We start from the raw sequence: 16828 nt of genomic DNA, 5'->3' as shown, positions 1-16828 counted from the left end.
TAACGGAACTCAGGTGGAAACCACTACATATTGATAAAAACTATCTTGAAAAAGGACGTGCAGCCCCGTCCTCTATTTATTTAAGCTGTATCAGGTGGCTATGGCTGCTGGGTGAGCGGCGAATTTATTTAAAAGCATGCCAAATAGCGCGGCAAAGATATACATAAAAATAGAATATACCGCAGCTGGCATGGCGATGGTGGAGTTAGCCATAACGGTAAGTGCAATGGTCATGGCCAAGGTGCTGTTGTGGATGCTAATTTCAAAAGCACAGGCACGCGCCTGGGCACTAGGAATACCGAGTAGCCGAGGCACGAAATAGCCGATACACAGGCTAAACATACAGAACAGTGCTGTAGCTGCTCCCACTTGAGTCAAGTACTCGGCAATATTCTGACGTTCACTCACAATTGCGCCAATAATAATCAGTATTAAAAATATAACCGCGAATATATGTAGCGGTTTATTTAACTTTTCTGTGAACTGTGGGGCATAGTGTCGAATCAGCATGCCTATGCAGACCGGGATAATAATAATGGCAAAGACTTGTAATATCTTACTGAACTGTAAGCTAATCTGTTGTCCGTCATTGATAAAATGCTGGATGGCAAAGTTGGCAATTAAAGGTAGCGTAAAAGCAGCAATGACAGAATTAATTGCGGTTAGGGTGATATTCAGTGCAATATCACCCTTGAACAGATAGCTAAACAAGTTGGCTGTGCTGCCACCAGGTGAAGCTGCAAGCAGCATTAATCCTACCGCAAGTAATGGTGGAAGCGCCAAAACCTTACAGATAACAAATGCAATACTGACCAAAACAACCAGTTGACAAAATAGCGCAATTAAAACGGCTTTAGGGTGTTTGGTGAGTCTGGCAAAGTCTTTGGGGGTTAACTCCAGACCCAGGCCCACCATAATAATAGCAAGTGCCGAAGGTAGTAAAATGGTAATGATTCCTGAATCCATTTCAAGTCTCCTACATTTATTCTTGTTGAGCTGAGTTTTTAGTGTTTTTTATCATGCAACTTTACTGGCAATATAGATGTATGAATAGACTTTTTTCAGCAGTCATTTTTTAAACAGTGAATCAATCGTGAAAATCCCTTTATCCTTTTCTTCTTTCAAAGAGAGAAGGAGCTTTTAATCCCAAGTTTATTGACACTTAATGATCACTTTGTGACTTATGCATGAGATTTTTTTTGTATAACTGCTTTTTATATAACTATTTTTGTATAAGTATGTTCTCAACAGGGCAGTTGTATCTTAGCCATTTAGCGTGCGTACCTTGTCTTTATTGAGCAGTTGTGGATTTCTGCTCAGGATATAACCAAATGCAAAGGCAAAAATATACATAAAAATAGTATAAATTCCTGCGGGAATGGCAATTGTGGTATTCGATAACACGGAAAGCGCAATAGTCAGTGCAATGCTTGTATTGTGAATGCCGACTTCAAATGTGCATGCACGAGCCTGCCGATCGGAAATTCCAGATAAATGTGGAACCAGATAACCCACTAAAAAACTGATGAAGCAAAACAGCGCGATGGCAACGCCAATCTCGGCAAAGTATTCAGTGACATTAAATCGTTCTCTATAGAGTGCGTACGAGAAAAGCGCAACTAAAAAAATCACAGAAAATAACCGCATAGGTCTGTTCAGTTGCAATGCTATTTGCGGGACAATCGAACGAATCAGCATACCTAAACCAACCGGAACCAAAATAATTAAAAACACCTGAATGATTTTTTCAACAGGCATGGTAATGCTTTGCGACTCGCCTAAAAAATAATGCATGGATAAATTGACAATAAAAGGCAGGGTAAAAGTGCAAATAATAGAATTAAGGGCTGTAAGGGTAAGGTTTAAGACCACATCTCCCTTAAAAATATAGCTAATCAAATTTGCTGTAGGGCCACCAGGAGAAGCGGCAAGCAACATTAAGCCAACCGCTAAAAGTGGAGAAGGCTTAAATAAAATGCAAATAAAAAATGCGACACCCACCAAAATGACTTGTTGTGAAAATAAAGCTAAAAAAATGGCTTTAGGATGATGACGGATACGAAGAAAATCTTTAACTGTAAGTTCAAGCCCTAAACCAATCATCATAAAAGCAAGTATAAGAGGTAAAAAAAGGGTAAAGAGTCCTGAATCCATGGAATATCCTTTATTGTTTTTATCCTTTGATATTCTTAGAGTTTAAACAAGATTTTTAAATAAGCAATATATGAAACGGGTAAAAACCAAGTATTTTACCCGTTAATTATTTGAATAAAATTAACTTTTTATGGAGATTGTTGTGGCTGCATCTCAGGTTGTGGCTGCATTTGAGGCTGAGTTTGCATTTCCGGTTGAGGCTGCTGCATGTGCATTTGATGTTGTGGCTGCATTTGATTTTGTGGTTGCATTTGTGGTTGGGATTGTTGCATTTGCATTTGTGATTGAGAAGGACGAGGAGCCATAAAACCTAAAGCACATTTACCTTTAACTTCAGTCCCGTTGATGCTTACAGATGTCGCGCCAGTATCTCCACTACATGCGCTGGTTAACTCGGGTTCATCTCCGGCAATGGATGAATTTTTTGCTGAAGGAAAGAATTGAGGTTCGCAGGTACCATTCCAGATAATGCCTCGATATGCAAAACTGACCGGTGCACCCTGACTTTTACCTTTACACACCTTTTGGTATCTTTGAGAATCATATACTTTTTCGACTTTATCATTTGCGGAAGCTGCAAATGGTGCGAAACATAAACCGCAGAGCATGGATGAGAGGAAAATATTCTTATTCATCTTTTATACCTTTGTTCGTAATGTACTCAACCTATAGCTTAAAAAGTAATCAAATTTAAACAATGCTAATCAAGTAAAAAAATTTACTTAAATGTTTAATTTCTATAGCGAGTCTGAAAAGCCGGATTACATTGCAACATTAAAACGCTGAAAATCGTTTCAATCTTCCTCATGAAATTCGACTCATTTTGTCAACTTATTTTGCTTAGTTTTGATATAATGCTCCGTCATCATTTTTTATCTCTCAAACCATTATGCATTATCCTAAAGTTTACGATGTCATTGTTATCGGTGGCGGTCACGCAGGTACCGAAGCAGCCCTTGCTGCAGCGCGTATGGGTCGACAGACTCTGCTCTTGACTCACAACATTGAGACTTTAGGGCAGATGAGCTGTAACCCGGCTATTGGTGGTATTGGGAAATCACATCTGGTCCGTGAAATTGATGCCCTGGGTGGTGCAATGGCATTGGCTGCCGATAAGGGCGGTATCCAGTTCCGTATCCTGAATTCACGTAAAGGTGCAGCAGTACGTGCAACACGTGCCCAGGCTGACCGTGTACGCTTTAAGGCAGCAATTCGTCATACCCTGGAAAACCAGGCAAATCTGGATATTTTCCAGCAGGCGGCAGACGACCTGATTGTTGAAGGTGATACCGTTAAAGGTGTAGTCACCCAGATGGGCATCCGCTTTGATGCGAAAACTGTCGTGTTGACGACCGGTACCTTCTTGGGCGGGGTGATTCACATCGGCTTGAATAATGCCTCTGGTGGTCGTGCCGGTGATCCACCTTCAATTTCACTGGCTGCGCGCCTTCGTGAACTGAAACTTCCTGTAGGTCGTTTAAAAACAGGTACACCACCGCGTATTGATGCGCGTTCAGTAGATTTTTCTGTCATGACTCCGCAGCCCGGTGATTTCCCGTCTCCGACCATGTCATTCATGGGTGATGCATCCATGCATCCGGAACAGATCAACTGCTATATCACGCATACCAATGAAAAAACTCACGACATTATCCGTGGCGGACTCGACCGTTCACCAATGTATACTGGTGTGATTGAAGGTGTGGGTCCACGTTACTGCCCGTCAATTGAAGATAAAATTCACAAATTTGCCGATAAAGATTCGCACCAGGTATTCCTTGAGCCAGAAGGTCTGGATACGCATGAGCTTTATCCAAACGGTATTTCGACTTCATTGCCTTTCGATGTGCAGTTTGAGCTGGTTCGCTCAATCCGTGGTATGGAGAATGCACACATTCTTCGTCCGGGTTATGCCATTGAATACGACTATTTCAACCCACAGGCGTTGAAATTCTCTTTAGAAACCAAGGCTATTAATAACCTGTACTTTGCAGGTCAGATTAACGGTACAACCGGTTATGAAGAAGCAGGTGCACAAGGTTTATTGGCGGGCTTGAATGCTGCCCGCCGTGCATGGGATCAGGAGCAATGGACACCGAAACGCGATGAAGCGTACATGGGTGTATTGGTGGATGACCTGATTACCCTGGGAACCAAAGAACCGTACCGCATGTTTACTTCACGTGCCGAATACCGCTTGATGCTGCGTGAAGACAATGCGGATCAGCGTTTAACTCCAATTGGCCGTGAAATGGGTCTGGTGGATGATGCGCGCTGGGCATCTTACTGTGAAAAAATGGAAGCGGTAGAAACTGAGAAAGGCCGCTTGCAACACCTCTGGGCTGCGCCAAACAATCCAATGGGCAAAAAATTCGTTGAAATGACCGGTGCAGATCTGTCTAAAGAATGTTCTGCTATTGATTTGCTCAAACGTCCTAACATCAGCTTCGCGCAAATTGCTGAACTTACGGGTTCAGAAGTTTCTGCATTTGTTGGTGAACAAATTGAAATTGCGGTGAAATACGAAGGTTATATCAACCGTCAGCAAGAAGACGTGGCGCAAATGAAGCGTCTGGAAGAAACCCGTATTCCTGCAGACTTTGATTATGATGTAGTTTCTGGTTTATCGCGTGAAATTACACTTAAACTGAAAGATGTTCGTCCTGAAACCCTTGCTCAGGCAAGCCGTATTCCGGGTGTGACACCAGCGGCAGTTCAACTGGTGATGATTACCATTCGTAAGAATAATCAGGCGAAAAAATCTGCTTAATACAATGTGAGTTAAGTTGGTAAAAAGCCCGCTAAATGCGGGCTTTTTATCGTTTAATTTTAAACCATTGCTTTTGACTATGGTTTAATCATAAATAACTACCGAAAATATAAGTTTTTGAAAATATTATTGAATTTATATTTGTAAGATTTAAAAAGTCTATTTATGTAATCTTTTACGTCTAATTCAATCGCTGTTTACTAGGCGGATGCTCAATAAACCCGACCATTGTAGTGGTATTTATTTCAACAGATTGATCTGAAAATAGTGAAGCAAATTGCTGCAGGCTAATTTGCTTACTATGGACGGAGTTCAATCATGGCACAAATACAAACAGGTAAAATGCAAAAATTCTTAACAGTGTTCTTGTGTTTTTGGGTCGCATTTTTTGAGGGTTTTGATCTCCAAGCCCCGGGTATTGCAGCAAAAGGAATTGCTGAAACATTTGCTCTCGACCAGGTGCAAATGGGCTATGTATTTAGTTTGGGTGTTTTTGGGATGTTGTTTGGTGCGTTCTTTGGGGGACGTGTTGCCGACTATTTGGGACAGAAGAAAGTTTTAATGCTTTCAATTGCAATTTTCGGCCTATTTATGTCGCTTACCGCAATCGCACCGAGCGTTGAAATTTTATACGCAGCACGTTTCTTTACCGGCTTAGGTCTGGGTGCGGCAATGCCAACTATGATTTCCGTGGTGGGAGATGAGGCGACAGAAGCCAACCGCGGCAAGCTGAACAGCTTGATGTATTGCGGATTACCGGTAGGGGCTATCTTTGTTGCAGGCTTGGCCATCTTATTTAAAGATATTTCTTGGCATACCTTGTTTTTAATTGGTGGTTTAACCCCTTTGGTTCTGTTGCCATTTATGGCGATTATTCTTAAAGACAAGCCTAAGAAAATCGCTGTTGAGCAAGTTGCAACTGAAGCTGTTCCATCTATGGTGCAGGTATTATTTAAGCATCAGCAATATAAATATACGATGCCGCTTTGGGTGGGTTTCTTCTTTACCCTGATGATCAATTATATTCTGATTAGCTGGTTACCTAATCTGCTGATGGAACAAGGCTTGGAAAAGCCACAGGCTTTCATGGTGATGCTGGTATTCCAGGTAGGCGCTGTCATTGGTACGCTGGCTTTGGGTTATTTGCTGGACCGTTTAAAATTGTGGCAGATGGCGGCAATTATCTATACTGGTTTATTTATTGCCCTTGTATTGTTATTTACCTCTACCTCTATTCCAGTACTTATTCTGGCAGGGTTTATGGGCGGGATTTTCTCGACAGGCGGACAATCAATTCTATATGGCATTTCCCCAATTTTCTATTCGGGTACAGGTAAAGTCACAGGCGTAGGCAGTGCGATTTCTTTGGGCCGATTAGGTGCAATGACAGGACCATTATTGACAGGAAAAATCTTGGCCATCGGTTTGGGAACCACGGGGATTTTAATGGCAAGTTTACCTGCCGTGGCTATCTCGGCAGTAGCAGTAACTGCACTCTCGCGTTATAAAGCCGCACATAAATAAAAGCATAACGCTTTAAAAAAGGGGGAATCTTGAGGATTCCCTTTTTTGTTGATTATTTTTAAGGATTCACTTTTGAGTTTGTTAATATAGTCGGATAGAAGACTGAATTTATAATGTTATGAGCTATCAACTGATCGAACTCGATATTCAAGCCACAGATAATATCCAATGTCCACATTGTCAGCAGCACGTGATCAATTGGGCAGAAGAACAATATATACAACCCTGCGAGCATGTATTGTTTATTGCTATGGATATTGGCTTTGAATATATGACTGATGAATTTGAGCAGACTATGCCGCGTTCTGTGGATGATCTGCATGCCCATGATGATCAGGTGAATATGTTTGCCGAAATTGTCAAATCAACTTATCCCGATTATTTGATTTTTAAATCTGATCTGGGGATTGAGGGATATTTCCGCTATGTAGGTTTTACCGCATAAGTATATTGACCCCTTGAAAACCCAATAATGAAAAAGCGCCCTGAGGCGCTTTTTTATGGACAGAAAAGTTTAGCTTTCTATTTCTTCTTCTACATCATCATCGGCAGTATCCATGCCTAGTTCTTTCAGTTTGCGCGTCAGGGTGTTGCGTCCCCAGCCGAGCAATTCCGCAGCATGGCGTTTACGCCCGCGGGTTTGCTGTAAAGCTGCGGTAATTAAAGTGCGTTCGAACATTGGTGTGGCAATGTCCAAAATCTTCATCTCACCATTTTTCAGTTTCTGGATGGCCCATTGACCCAATAACTCATCCCAGTGATGCAGTGAAATGCGGTCAAAGGTATTGTGTGACTGTGCATCTTCACCTGAACGCTGAATTGGAATCTGTTTTAGTTCCGAAGGCAGGTCTTCTGGATAAACTTCACGGCCGGTAATCATCACCGTAAGCCAGCGGCAGGTATTTTCGAGCTGACGCACGTTGCCTTGCCACGGTAGCTGTTGCATGTATTCCTGGGTTTCTGGACGCAAGATTTTAGGATTTACGCCCAGTTCTTTACCCGCACGGGCCAAGAAGTGCTGCGCCAGCATAGGGATGTCTTCACTGCGATGGGCTAGTTTGGGAATATGGATACGGATCACATTCAGGCGATGATACAAGTCTTCGCGGAAGCGTCCGTCATGTACCAGTTTTTCCAGATCCTGATGCGTTGCCGCGACAATACGCACATCGACCTTAACTGGGATATGTCCACCAACACGATAAAACTCGCCATCTGCCAGAACACGCAGTAAACGGGTCTGGGTTTCAAAGGGCATGTCACCAATTTCATCTAGAAATAACGTGCCGCCATTGGCCTGTTCAAAACGGCCTTGACGCTGCGAGTTGGCACCGGTGAATGCACCTTTTTCATGACCGAAAAGTTCGGTTTCAATCAGGTCTTTCGGAATGGCTGCCATATTCAGGGCAATAAAAGGTTTGCTGCTGCGTGGCGAATGACGGTGCAGCGCATGTGCCACCAGCTCTTTACCTGTGCCCGATTCACCGTTGATCAGGACCGTAATGTGCGACTGCGATAAACGGCCAATGGCACGGAATACTTCCTGCATGGCAGGCGATTCGCCAATAATTTCAGTCGACTGAATGGCCGGGGTGACTTTGGCAGATTCCTGCTGCTGCAATTTGGCAATATGCAGGATGGCGCGGTTGACCAGTGCCAGGGCTTCATCAATATCAAACGGTTTAGGTAAATATTCAAAAGCACCGGTTTGATAGCTGGAAACAGCAGATTCCAGATCTGAATGCGCAGTCATGATAATGACCGGTAAATCAGGATGCGTGCCTTTGACTTTGCCCAGGAAAGTCAGACCATCGATGCCTGGCATGCGAATGTCGGTGAGAATCACATCGGGGGCATCTATGCTGAGCTGATCCAGTGCAGACTGTGCCTCTTCAAAGCTGGTTACGTCAAAGCCTTCTTCTTTGAAGGTTTTTTCCAAAACCCAGCGCATGGCACGATCATCATCAATGACCCATATTTTATTTCGCGACATGGTTAGACTCCCAAGGTAAATATAAGCTAAATACTGTTTTTCCCGGAACGGATTGGCATTCAATCATTCCGCTATGTTGATGCATGATGTTTTGTGCAATGCTCAAACCGAGCCCGGTGCCTTTAGCACGTCCTGTGACTAATGGATAAAATACCGATTCCAGGATTTCTTCAGGCACACCCGGACCATTGTCTTCAATATCAATACGAACTGCCGAACGCTTTAACACCCCATTAATGGTGACAAGGCGCTGAATCCGGGTTCTTAAAATCAGTTCCGGCTGATGATCAACAAAGAATTCCTTATTTTCCATCATGGCTTGTACGGCATTGACACTGATATTGAGCATGACTTGAATGAGCTGGTCACGATCCGCTAAGACTTCGGGCAAGGACAGATCATAATCCCGGGTAATTTTGATTTTCTTTTTGGTCTGATTGGTAATCAGTGAACGCACACGTTCTAAAGGTTCATGCACATTGACCAGTTCATAACTTGGTAGCTGGCGGGAACCCAGCATGGTGTCGGCCAGATTACGTAAACGGTCTACTTCACTGATAATAATGTCGGTAAATTCTTCATATTGCGGATCATTCAGGCTGCGTGCCAAGAGCTGGGTGGCGCCGCGGATGCCGCCTAAAGGGTTTTTAATTTCATGGGCGACGCCACGAATCAGCTGCCTGGCGACCTGATGCTGCTGAATCAGGTTTTCTTCTTTGGATATTTTCAGCATCCGGTCAATCTGGTTCAATTCAATCAAGAGCAGCGGATGATAGGGTTTCTGTGAATTAATCAGAGATACGGTGTAATCGACATGAATATCTTTAAAGTTGACGCTAATGGCTGCTTCACGACGCGTATAAGGTTGTCCGGTTTTAAAGGTATTGAGTAAGGCTTCTTCTGTATTAAACTCATCATCTGGCATATGCAGCAAATTTAACACCGGCTGCCCCGCCGCACGCAGTAAACTGATGTCGAACAAAGATTCACAAGAAGAATTCAAATAAAAAATGTTCAGATGACTGTCGACCAATAAAATCGCAGTGGTTAAATTATCCACTAAAAGGCGGTAGTCGATAGCGACGGGTTGATCCATTTGCGAAAGCATCCTGTGTTAAAATAGCGCAATGGCATCTGCACTTCTTGTCATTTCTCCCTGTTATGGGACATTCAACGAGTTAAACGTTGTCGAAATAAAGCAAAATGCACGCCAACTTTGAGCATGGGTAAAAATATAAATTCTGTCGCTATAAAAGTGTGCTTTTTTGTTTTTGATAACAGAATTTCAATTCCATAGTAATAGAAATGGAATTATTAGTGAACCAAAATGGTGCGTTTGAATTATTTGCTAAAAATATAGCCGTATTTTGGTGCGCAATGTAAAGAGTCCGGATTCCACCTGTTTTTATGATTCGAAAAGACATACAATACGCGCATTATAGTGGAGCGCAGATTCATGAAATCCCCCAAAGTCGGTTTTGTTTCTTTAGGTTGTCCTAAGGCATTGGTAGATTCCGAACGAATTTTAACTCAGTTAAAGACTGAAGGTTATGATGTGGCATCGGATTATGACGGTGCCGATTTAGTTGTTGTGAATACCTGTGGTTTTATTGAATCTGCAGTACAAGAATCTTTAGATGCGATTGGCGAAGCCATGAGCGCAAACGGTCGTGTGATTGTGACTGGCTGTTTGGGTAAAGATGAAGACAAAATTCGCCAGATGCACCCGAATGTCCTCAAAGTGACGGGTGCTGCAGCATATCAGGAAGTGATGGAAGCTGTACACCAGTACGTGCCTGAACCACCAAAGCATAATCCGTTTATTGATCTTGTGCCTGAACAGGGTATCCGCTTAACCCCAAAACATTATGCCTATTTAAAGATATCCGAAGGCTGCAACCATCGTTGTACTTTCTGTATTATTCCAAGCATGCGGGGTGACCTGGTTTCGCGTCCTGTGGGTTCGGTGTTGAATGAAGCCCAAGCGCTGAAAAAAGCCGGGGTAAAAGAAGTACTGGTTATTTCACAAGATACCTCTGCTTATGGTGTAGATACCAAATACAAGCTGGATTTCTGGAACGGCCAACCGGTAAAAACCAAATTCTATGACATGTGTGAAGCATTGGGTCAGTTAGGCATTTGGGTGCGTCTGCACTATGTTTATCCTTATCCGCATGTGGATGCCGTAATTGATTTGATGGCACAAGGTAAAATCCTGCCTTACCTGGATATTCCATTCCAGCATGCCAGCCCTAAAATTTTGAAACTGATGAAACGTCCGGCGCACAGTGAAAATACACTGGAACGCCTTAAACTTTGGCGTGAAAAATGTCCGGATCTGGTGATTCGTTCAACCTTCGTGGTGGGTTTCCCGGGGGAAACCGAAGAAGATTTCCAAATTTTGTTGGAGTGGCTCAAAGAAGCCCAGCTTGATCGCGTCGGCTGCTTTACTTATTCACCAGTTGAGGGCGCGACAGCAAATGACTTGCCGGATCATGTGCCGGAAGAAATCAAGCAAGACCGCTATGAACGTTTCATGCAGGTTCAGCAGGAAATTTCTGCAGCCAAACTGCAAAAACGCATTGGCCAAACCATGACTGTACTGGTGGATGATCTGGAAGAAGAATTCCCGGTAGCCGTTGCACGTTCTTATGCCGATGCGCCTGAAATTGATGGCAATGTCTTTGTTGAAGATATTGATAAAAGTCAGATTAAAGCAGGTGATTTGCTTGAAGTCGAAATTACCGATGCAGATGAATATGATTTATATGCAAAGTTAATTCGGATTAAATCAGCCTGATTTTTAATTTAACGACACGAATAAAATTTTAGATATTGAAAGATTCGGAGATTTCCTGATGTTGGACTCAAAAAAGCCCCGTTATGCACGTATTTTATTGAAACTTTCTGGTGAAGCATTGGCTGGAAATAAAGATATGGGCATTGACGCAACCGTGCTTGATCAAATGTCCCTGGCGATTGCGCACTTGGTCGGTTTGGGTGTGCAGGTGGGTATTGTGGTAGGTGGCGGTAACTTGTACCGCGGTAGCCAATTGCAAAAAGATGGTCTGGTTGGCCGTGTAACCGGTGACCAGATGGGTATGCTGGCTACAGTAATGAATGGTCTGGCATTACGCGATGCTTTGGTGCGCCGTAACATTAAAACCCGTTTAATGTCAGCATTACCGATTGGTGCTGTGGTTGAGTCTTATTCTAGCCGTGATGCGATTCGTCATCTGACTCAAGGTGAAGTCTGCGTATTCGTTGCGGGTACAGGTAATCCGTTCTTTACCACAGATACGGCAGCCTGCTTGCGTGGTATTGAAATTGAAGCCAACCTGATCTTGAAAGCAACCAAAGTGGACGGTGTTTATAATAAAGACCCAAGCAAATACGATGATGCAGTGAAATATGAAACCCTGACTTTCGATCAGGTGCTTGATGAAAAATTAGGTGTGATGGACTTGACTGCAATCTGTCTGTGCCGTGACCATAATGTGCCACTTCAAGTTTTCGACATGAACAAAGCAGGTTCATTGCTTTCAGTCGTGATGGGTGAAAAAGAAGGGACTCACGTTACGAATTAATGTACGTGAGCCTGAAAGCTCTTTATACTACACGCTATTTAGTTATTACATCTCTTAGAATTAAGTAAGGAAGATCACATGATTAACGATCTTAAAAAAGACGCTGAAGACCGTATGAACAAGACGCTTGAGTCTTTGGAGCATGGTTTTGCCAAGGTTCGTACAGGACGCGCGCATCCATCAATCTTAAACGGTGTTATGGTTCCTTACTATGGCTCGGATGTGCCATTAAACCAGGTGGCGAACGTGGGTGTTGAAGATTCACGTACCTTGTTGGTTCAACCTTTTGAACGTAACATGGTCTCTGCAATTGATAAAGCGATCCGTGAATCGGACTTGGGTCTTAACCCGATTACCGCTGACGCGATTCGTGTACCGATGGCGGCACTGACTGAAGAAACACGTCGTGACATGCAGAAAGTGGCACGTAATGAAGCGGAAAATGCCAAAGTCGCCATTCGTAACATTCGTCGTGATGTATTGGGTGACATCAAGGCATTGTTGAAAGAAAAAGAAATTTCTGAAGATGATGAGCGCCGTGCAGGTGATGACATCCAAAAAATCACGGATAAATTTGTTGCTGAAGTTGAAAAGCGCCTGGCTGCTAAAGAAGCTGAATTGATGAAGGTCTAAGATTTAATGACCGTATCAGAAGACAGTATGCTTCTTCCAAAACATGTTGCCATCATCATGGATGGCAACAATCGTTTTGCAAAAAAAAAGCAAATGCAAAAAGGTGCAGGGCATCGTGAAGGGAAGAATGTCCTGGATCCGATTGTTGAGCACTGTAGAAAAAATCACATTCAAGCATTAACCGTTTTTGCATTTTCCAGTGAAAACTGGAATCGTCCTCAGTTTGAGGTCGATTTACTCATGGCATTGTTGGAAGAAACCATACATGAGCAATTGCCACGGATGGAAAAATTCAATATCGCCTTGCGTTTTATTGGCGACCGTTCACGTTTGTCTGACCGTTTACGCGAGTTAATGTTGCAAGCTGAACAAAGGACTGCTAAGTTCGACAGCATGACTTTAACCATTGCCATCAGTTATGGTGGTATGTGGGATATGGCTCAGGCTGCAAAACAGATTGCGGCAGACGTGCTGGCGAAAAAAGTTGCGCTTGAAGATATTGATGCTGAACTGTTTGGGCAGCATGTCTGCATGGCCGATTTACCTGCTGTGGATTTACTGATCCGTACAGGGGGTGATTATCGCTTGTCGAATTTCTTGCTGTGGCAAGCGGCATATGCTGAACTATATTTTACCCCAACCTTGTGGCCTGAATTTACCGTAGAAGAATTAGATGATGCATTCGCGGTCTTTGCTGGGCGTGAACGTCGTTTTGGTAAAACTTCAGAGCAAATCCAACAAGAGAAACTTGAGAATTAATAAATGTTAGAGCGGATTATAACCGCATTGGTATTGGTAGCAGTCGTACTGAGTTGTATGTTTGCTACACAGTCTCAGTATCCAATGTTTATGCTGATGATTGTTGCAGCAGGGGTTGCAGGGTATGAGTGGTTTAAGCTTATGCCAAGAAAAAATAAAAATCTTGTTAAACCGCTAGCGTGGGTTTATGGACTTGCCACTGCTGCTTTAGCAACTTTAGCATTGTATTTTAATGATATCGCTCTGCTGCTTTGGGCTGCTTCCATTCTTTGCTGGATCTGCAGTATCTTTTGGGTTAAATCATATCCAGACTATGATGGGTGGTACAATCCTAGCTTAAAGATTATTGGATTTATTCTGGTTTCTGCTGCAGTCACTGCAATTTTCTCTGTATGGCATAGCTCGCCATGGTGGCTCATGTACCTGTTTTTACTGGTATGGGGGGCAGACAGCGGTGCCTATTTTGTTGGGCGTAAACTGGGCAGGAAAAAACTTGCTCCGGATGTCAGTCCCAATAAATCGGTAGAAGGTTTGTACGGGGGTATTTTTACCGCCATGCTGATTGTTGTGGCAGTAGAAATCCTATATTTGGATTTAACCCTGGCACAACATATTTTATTTTTAATTTTATCTGTGATTACGGTATTCAGTTCGGTTCTGGGCGACCTGTTCGAATCCATGATCAAACGTCGTGCTGGAATTAAAGATTCAGGTCGCATTCTGCCAGGGCATGGTGGGGTGCTTGACCGTATTGATTCATTGCTTGCTGCTGCTCCAATTTTTGCCGCAGGCATGTATATTTTAAAATTTATTGGTGTAGATCTATAGATGTCACAATCTGTTTGTATATTAGGTGTAACGGGTTCAATTGGTCAAAGTACCTTAAAAGTTCTGCAACAGCATCCTGAAAAGTATTCTGTTTTTGCAGTCACGGCGCATAGCCGAATTTTAGAGCTTGTTGAAATATGCAAACAGTACCGACCAAAAGTCGTGGTTGTTCCTTCCAGTCGGGTTAAGGAATTACAGCAATATTTTCATGATCAGTGCTTAACTGATATTGAAATTTTAACCGATGAAGCTGGCTTGATTGCTGTTGCCGAACATGCAGATGTGGATGTGGTGATGGCGGCAATCGTCGGTGCTGCGGGCTTATTGCCGACCTTGGCTGCGGTTAAAGCCGGTAAGCGTGTCTTGCTGGCCAATAAAGAAGCCCTGGTAATGTCGGGTGACATCATGATGCAGGCAGCACATGATTATCAGGCTGAATTGTTACCTGTTGACTCTGAACACAATGCTATTTTCCAGTGCTTGCCTGCGGGTTATTTTCAGGCAGAGCGCAATGGACAGCCGAAACAGGGTGTGTCGCGCATTCTGCTGACTGCATCTGGCGGACCATTTTTAAACCATAGTCTGGAGCAACTGCAAAGCGTGACGCCTGCACAGGCCTGCAAGCATCCGAACTGGTCTATGGGGCAGAAAATTTCTGTTGATTCAGCAACTTTAATGAATAAAGGCTTGGAGCTGATTGAAGCCTGTCATCTTTTTGCAATTTCAGAACAGTTTGTAACAGTGGTGGTACATCCACAGAGTATTATTCATTCTATGGTTCAATATGTGGATGGGTCGACTTTGGCACAAATGGGCAATCCTGATATGTGTACGCCAATTGCGCATGCACTTGCATGGCCAGAGCGTATTCAAACCCAAGTGCCCGCACTCAACCTGTTTGCCAATCAGCAACTGGATTTTCAGGAACCTGATACACTGCGTTTTCCGGCATTAAAGCTTGCGCGTCAAGCCATGCAAACGGGTGGCTTGGCTCCTGCAATTCTAAATGCTGCCAATGAGATTGCTGTAGCTGCCTTTTTGAAAAATGACATTGGCTTTACAGAAATTTCTCAAGTGGTGGAACAGACTCTAAATCAGGTTGAAGGTGGCGCTGCAGAATCGATTGAACGTATTTTACAGGTCGATCAAATGGCCCGTTCTGCTGCCCAGCAAATTGTCATCAATAAAGGAAGCTAAAATATGAGTGCCTTGTTTATTATTGTGGCAGCAATTTTACTTCTTGGACCGCTCATTGCGATTCATGAGTTTGGACATTATATTGTTGCCCGTAAACTGGGTGTTAAAGTTTTAGTTTATTCCATTGGCTTTGGTCCTACATTACTCAAGTGGACCTCAAAAAAATCGGGCATTCAATATCAGCTTTCAGCCTTGCCATTAGGTGGCTATGTAAAAATGCTGGATGAACGGGAAGGTCAGGTTGCCGAGGAAGATTTACCTAAAGCATTTAACCGTCAGCATCCCTGGAAACGGATTGCGATTGTTGCTGCAGGGCCGTTAATCAATCTGGTTTTTGCAGTGTTATTGTTCTGGGTTTTGTTTATTCCATCGCAAGAACAATTGAATACCCGTGTAGGTAAAGTGTTACCAGATACACCGGCTGCGACAGTTCAAATGCAGGTTGGTGACAAAATTACAACAGTTGACGGAACGCCAGTCACAACCTGGGAAAAGTTAAATTTTGCCTTGGTGGACCGTGTTGGTGAAACCGGTTCGATTGAGATTCAGGCAGACCGTCATGGTCAGTTGCAAACCTTTCACTTGCCTATCCAGAACTTCCTCAAAAATCAGAACCAGTCTGCATTAGATAGTTTAGGCTTCTTGCCATACCGTCCATATATTGCTCCCGTGGTCAGCCAGCTGAGTGAAGATGGCGCGGCCATTCGTCAAGGAATGAAAGAAGGCGATAAAATTGTGGCCATTGATGGCGTGAAAATGAATGACTGGTTCGATGTGGTGAATGTTGTCCAGGCTTCTCCAGAAAAATTATTAAAAATAGATGTATTACGTCAAAATCAACTGGTACATTTAGAGGTGATGCCACAAGCCAAACGTGACAGCATGGGTAATGTTTCAGGCATGTTAGGTGTACAAAATACCCCTGGAAAAATAACCATTCCGGAAGAATATAAGCAAACCATTCAATACAGCCCGACTGAAGCACTGGTGATGGCTGTTGATAAAACGGGTCAAATTTCAGGTATGATCTTGAATTCGATCGTCAAAATGGTACGTGGTTTAATTGGGCTGGACAATTTATCTGGACCAATCACTATTGCTAAAGTCGCAGGGCAAAGTGCAGAAATGGGTTGGCAAACCTTTATCTCATTTATGGCTTTAATGAGCGTAAGTTTGGGTATCTTAAATTTATTGCCTATACCAATGCTGGATGGTGGACATTTAGTTTACTATGTAATTGAGTTAATTCGTGGTAAACCTGTTTCTGAACAAATACAATTGGTTGGTTTAAAAATTGGTATGGTACTGCTCGGTAGCATGATGCTCCTTGCATTATTCAATGACTTCATGCGTTTATAACAACGTAGATATGTAATAAATTAA

At 43.1% G+C, this 16828-nt stretch carries 14 protein-coding genes and 1 pseudogene; 10 read left to right on the top strand and 5 right to left on the bottom strand.

What is annotated here, in order from left to right; genetic code table 11:
• Positions 1-90 precede the first annotated feature (90 nt).
• From E0H88_RS09930 to E0H88_RS09920, 3 genes and pseudogenes are all read right to left on the bottom strand, one after another.
• Positions 91-966 carry a bile acid:sodium symporter family protein gene (locus E0H88_RS09930; protein ID WP_131274048.1) on the bottom strand — a complete coding sequence of 292 codons (876 nt, stop codon included), beginning with the start codon at positions 964-966 and terminating at the stop codon, positions 91-93.
• Between the two features lie 297 nt (positions 967-1263).
• Positions 1264-2154 (bottom strand): bile acid:sodium symporter family protein, encoded by an 891-nt coding sequence (locus E0H88_RS09925; protein WP_131274047.1) that lies wholly within the window; start codon positions 2152-2154, stop codon positions 1264-1266.
• 290 nt (positions 2155-2444) lie between these two features.
• Positions 2445-2789, bottom strand: a pseudogene (locus tag E0H88_RS09920) (hypothetical protein); the annotation flags it as partial.
• Between the two features lie 254 nt (positions 2790-3043).
• Between E0H88_RS09920 and mnmG the strand changes: the two are divergent.
• From mnmG to E0H88_RS09905, 3 genes are all read left to right on the top strand, one after another.
• A complete protein-coding gene (mnmG, locus tag E0H88_RS09915; protein ID WP_092819378.1) occupies positions 3044-4924 on the top strand; it encodes a tRNA uridine-5-carboxymethylaminomethyl(34) synthesis enzyme MnmG in 1881 nt (626 codons plus the stop codon).
• 318 nt (positions 4925-5242) lie between these two features.
• Positions 5243-6448: a 3-(3-hydroxy-phenyl)propionate transporter MhpT gene (gene mhpT / locus E0H88_RS09910; RefSeq protein WP_131274045.1), complete on the top strand. Its 1206-nt coding sequence runs from the start codon at positions 5243-5245 to the stop codon at positions 6446-6448.
• 118 nt (positions 6449-6566) lie between these two features.
• Positions 6567-6893, top strand: coding sequence for a hypothetical protein (locus E0H88_RS09905; RefSeq protein WP_131274044.1), 327 nt, complete (start codon positions 6567-6569; stop codon positions 6891-6893).
• Between the two features lie 69 nt (positions 6894-6962).
• Here the strand turns inward: E0H88_RS09905 and glnG are convergent, their stop codons facing one another.
• Positions 6963-8441 carry a nitrogen regulation protein NR(I) gene (glnG, locus tag E0H88_RS09900; RefSeq protein WP_131274043.1) on the bottom strand — a complete coding sequence of 493 codons (1479 nt, stop codon included), beginning with the start codon at positions 8439-8441 and terminating at the stop codon, positions 6963-6965.
• Positions 8428-9537 carry a nitrogen regulation protein NR(II) gene (gene glnL, locus E0H88_RS09895; protein WP_131274042.1) on the bottom strand — a complete coding sequence of 370 codons (1110 nt, stop codon included), beginning with the start codon at positions 9535-9537 and terminating at the stop codon, positions 8428-8430. Before glnL ends, glnG begins: the two co-directional genes overlap by 14 nt.
• 360 nt (positions 9538-9897) lie before the next feature.
• Here glnL and rimO point away from each other — a divergent pair, with 360 nt between their 5' ends.
• The 7 genes from rimO (at position 9898) to rseP (ending at position 16804) form a co-directional block, all read left to right on the top strand.
• The gene (gene rimO / locus E0H88_RS09890; RefSeq protein WP_131274041.1) at positions 9898-11241 is read left to right on the top strand and encodes a 30S ribosomal protein S12 methylthiotransferase RimO; all 1344 of its coding nucleotides are present in this window, start codon (positions 9898-9900) and stop codon (positions 11239-11241) included.
• A gap of 58 nt (positions 11242-11299) precedes the next feature.
• Positions 11300-12028, top strand: coding sequence for a UMP kinase (gene pyrH / locus E0H88_RS09885; RefSeq protein WP_092819385.1), 729 nt, complete (start codon positions 11300-11302; stop codon positions 12026-12028).
• A 78-nt stretch (positions 12029-12106) separates the two neighbouring features.
• Entirely contained in the window at positions 12107-12661 is a 555-nt protein-coding gene (gene frr, locus E0H88_RS09880) for a ribosome recycling factor (protein WP_131274040.1), read from the top strand.
• Positions 12662-12667: 6 nt separating this feature from the next.
• Entirely contained in the window at positions 12668-13420 is a 753-nt protein-coding gene (gene uppS / locus E0H88_RS09875) for a polyprenyl diphosphate synthase (RefSeq protein WP_131274039.1), read from the top strand.
• 3 nt (positions 13421-13423) lie between these two features.
• Entirely contained in the window at positions 13424-14248 is an 825-nt protein-coding gene (locus tag E0H88_RS09870) for a phosphatidate cytidylyltransferase (protein ID WP_092819388.1), read from the top strand.
• Positions 14249-15445, top strand: a complete 1197-nt coding sequence (gene ispC / locus E0H88_RS09865; RefSeq protein WP_131274038.1) for a 1-deoxy-D-xylulose-5-phosphate reductoisomerase — start codon at positions 14249-14251, stop codon at positions 15443-15445.
• Positions 15446-15448: 3 nt separating this feature from the next.
• Positions 15449-16804 (top strand): RIP metalloprotease RseP, encoded by a 1356-nt coding sequence (gene rseP, locus E0H88_RS09860; protein ID WP_131274037.1) that lies wholly within the window; start codon positions 15449-15451, stop codon positions 16802-16804.
• Positions 16805-16828 lie beyond the last annotated feature (24 nt).

The organism is Acinetobacter sp. ANC 4216, assembly GCF_004331195.1.
Taxonomy (GTDB): Bacteria; Pseudomonadota; Gammaproteobacteria; order Pseudomonadales; family Moraxellaceae; genus Acinetobacter; species Acinetobacter kookii.
The sequence above is the reverse complement of the archived record's forward strand: the minus strand, read 5'-3'. Positions and strand labels throughout refer to the sequence as shown.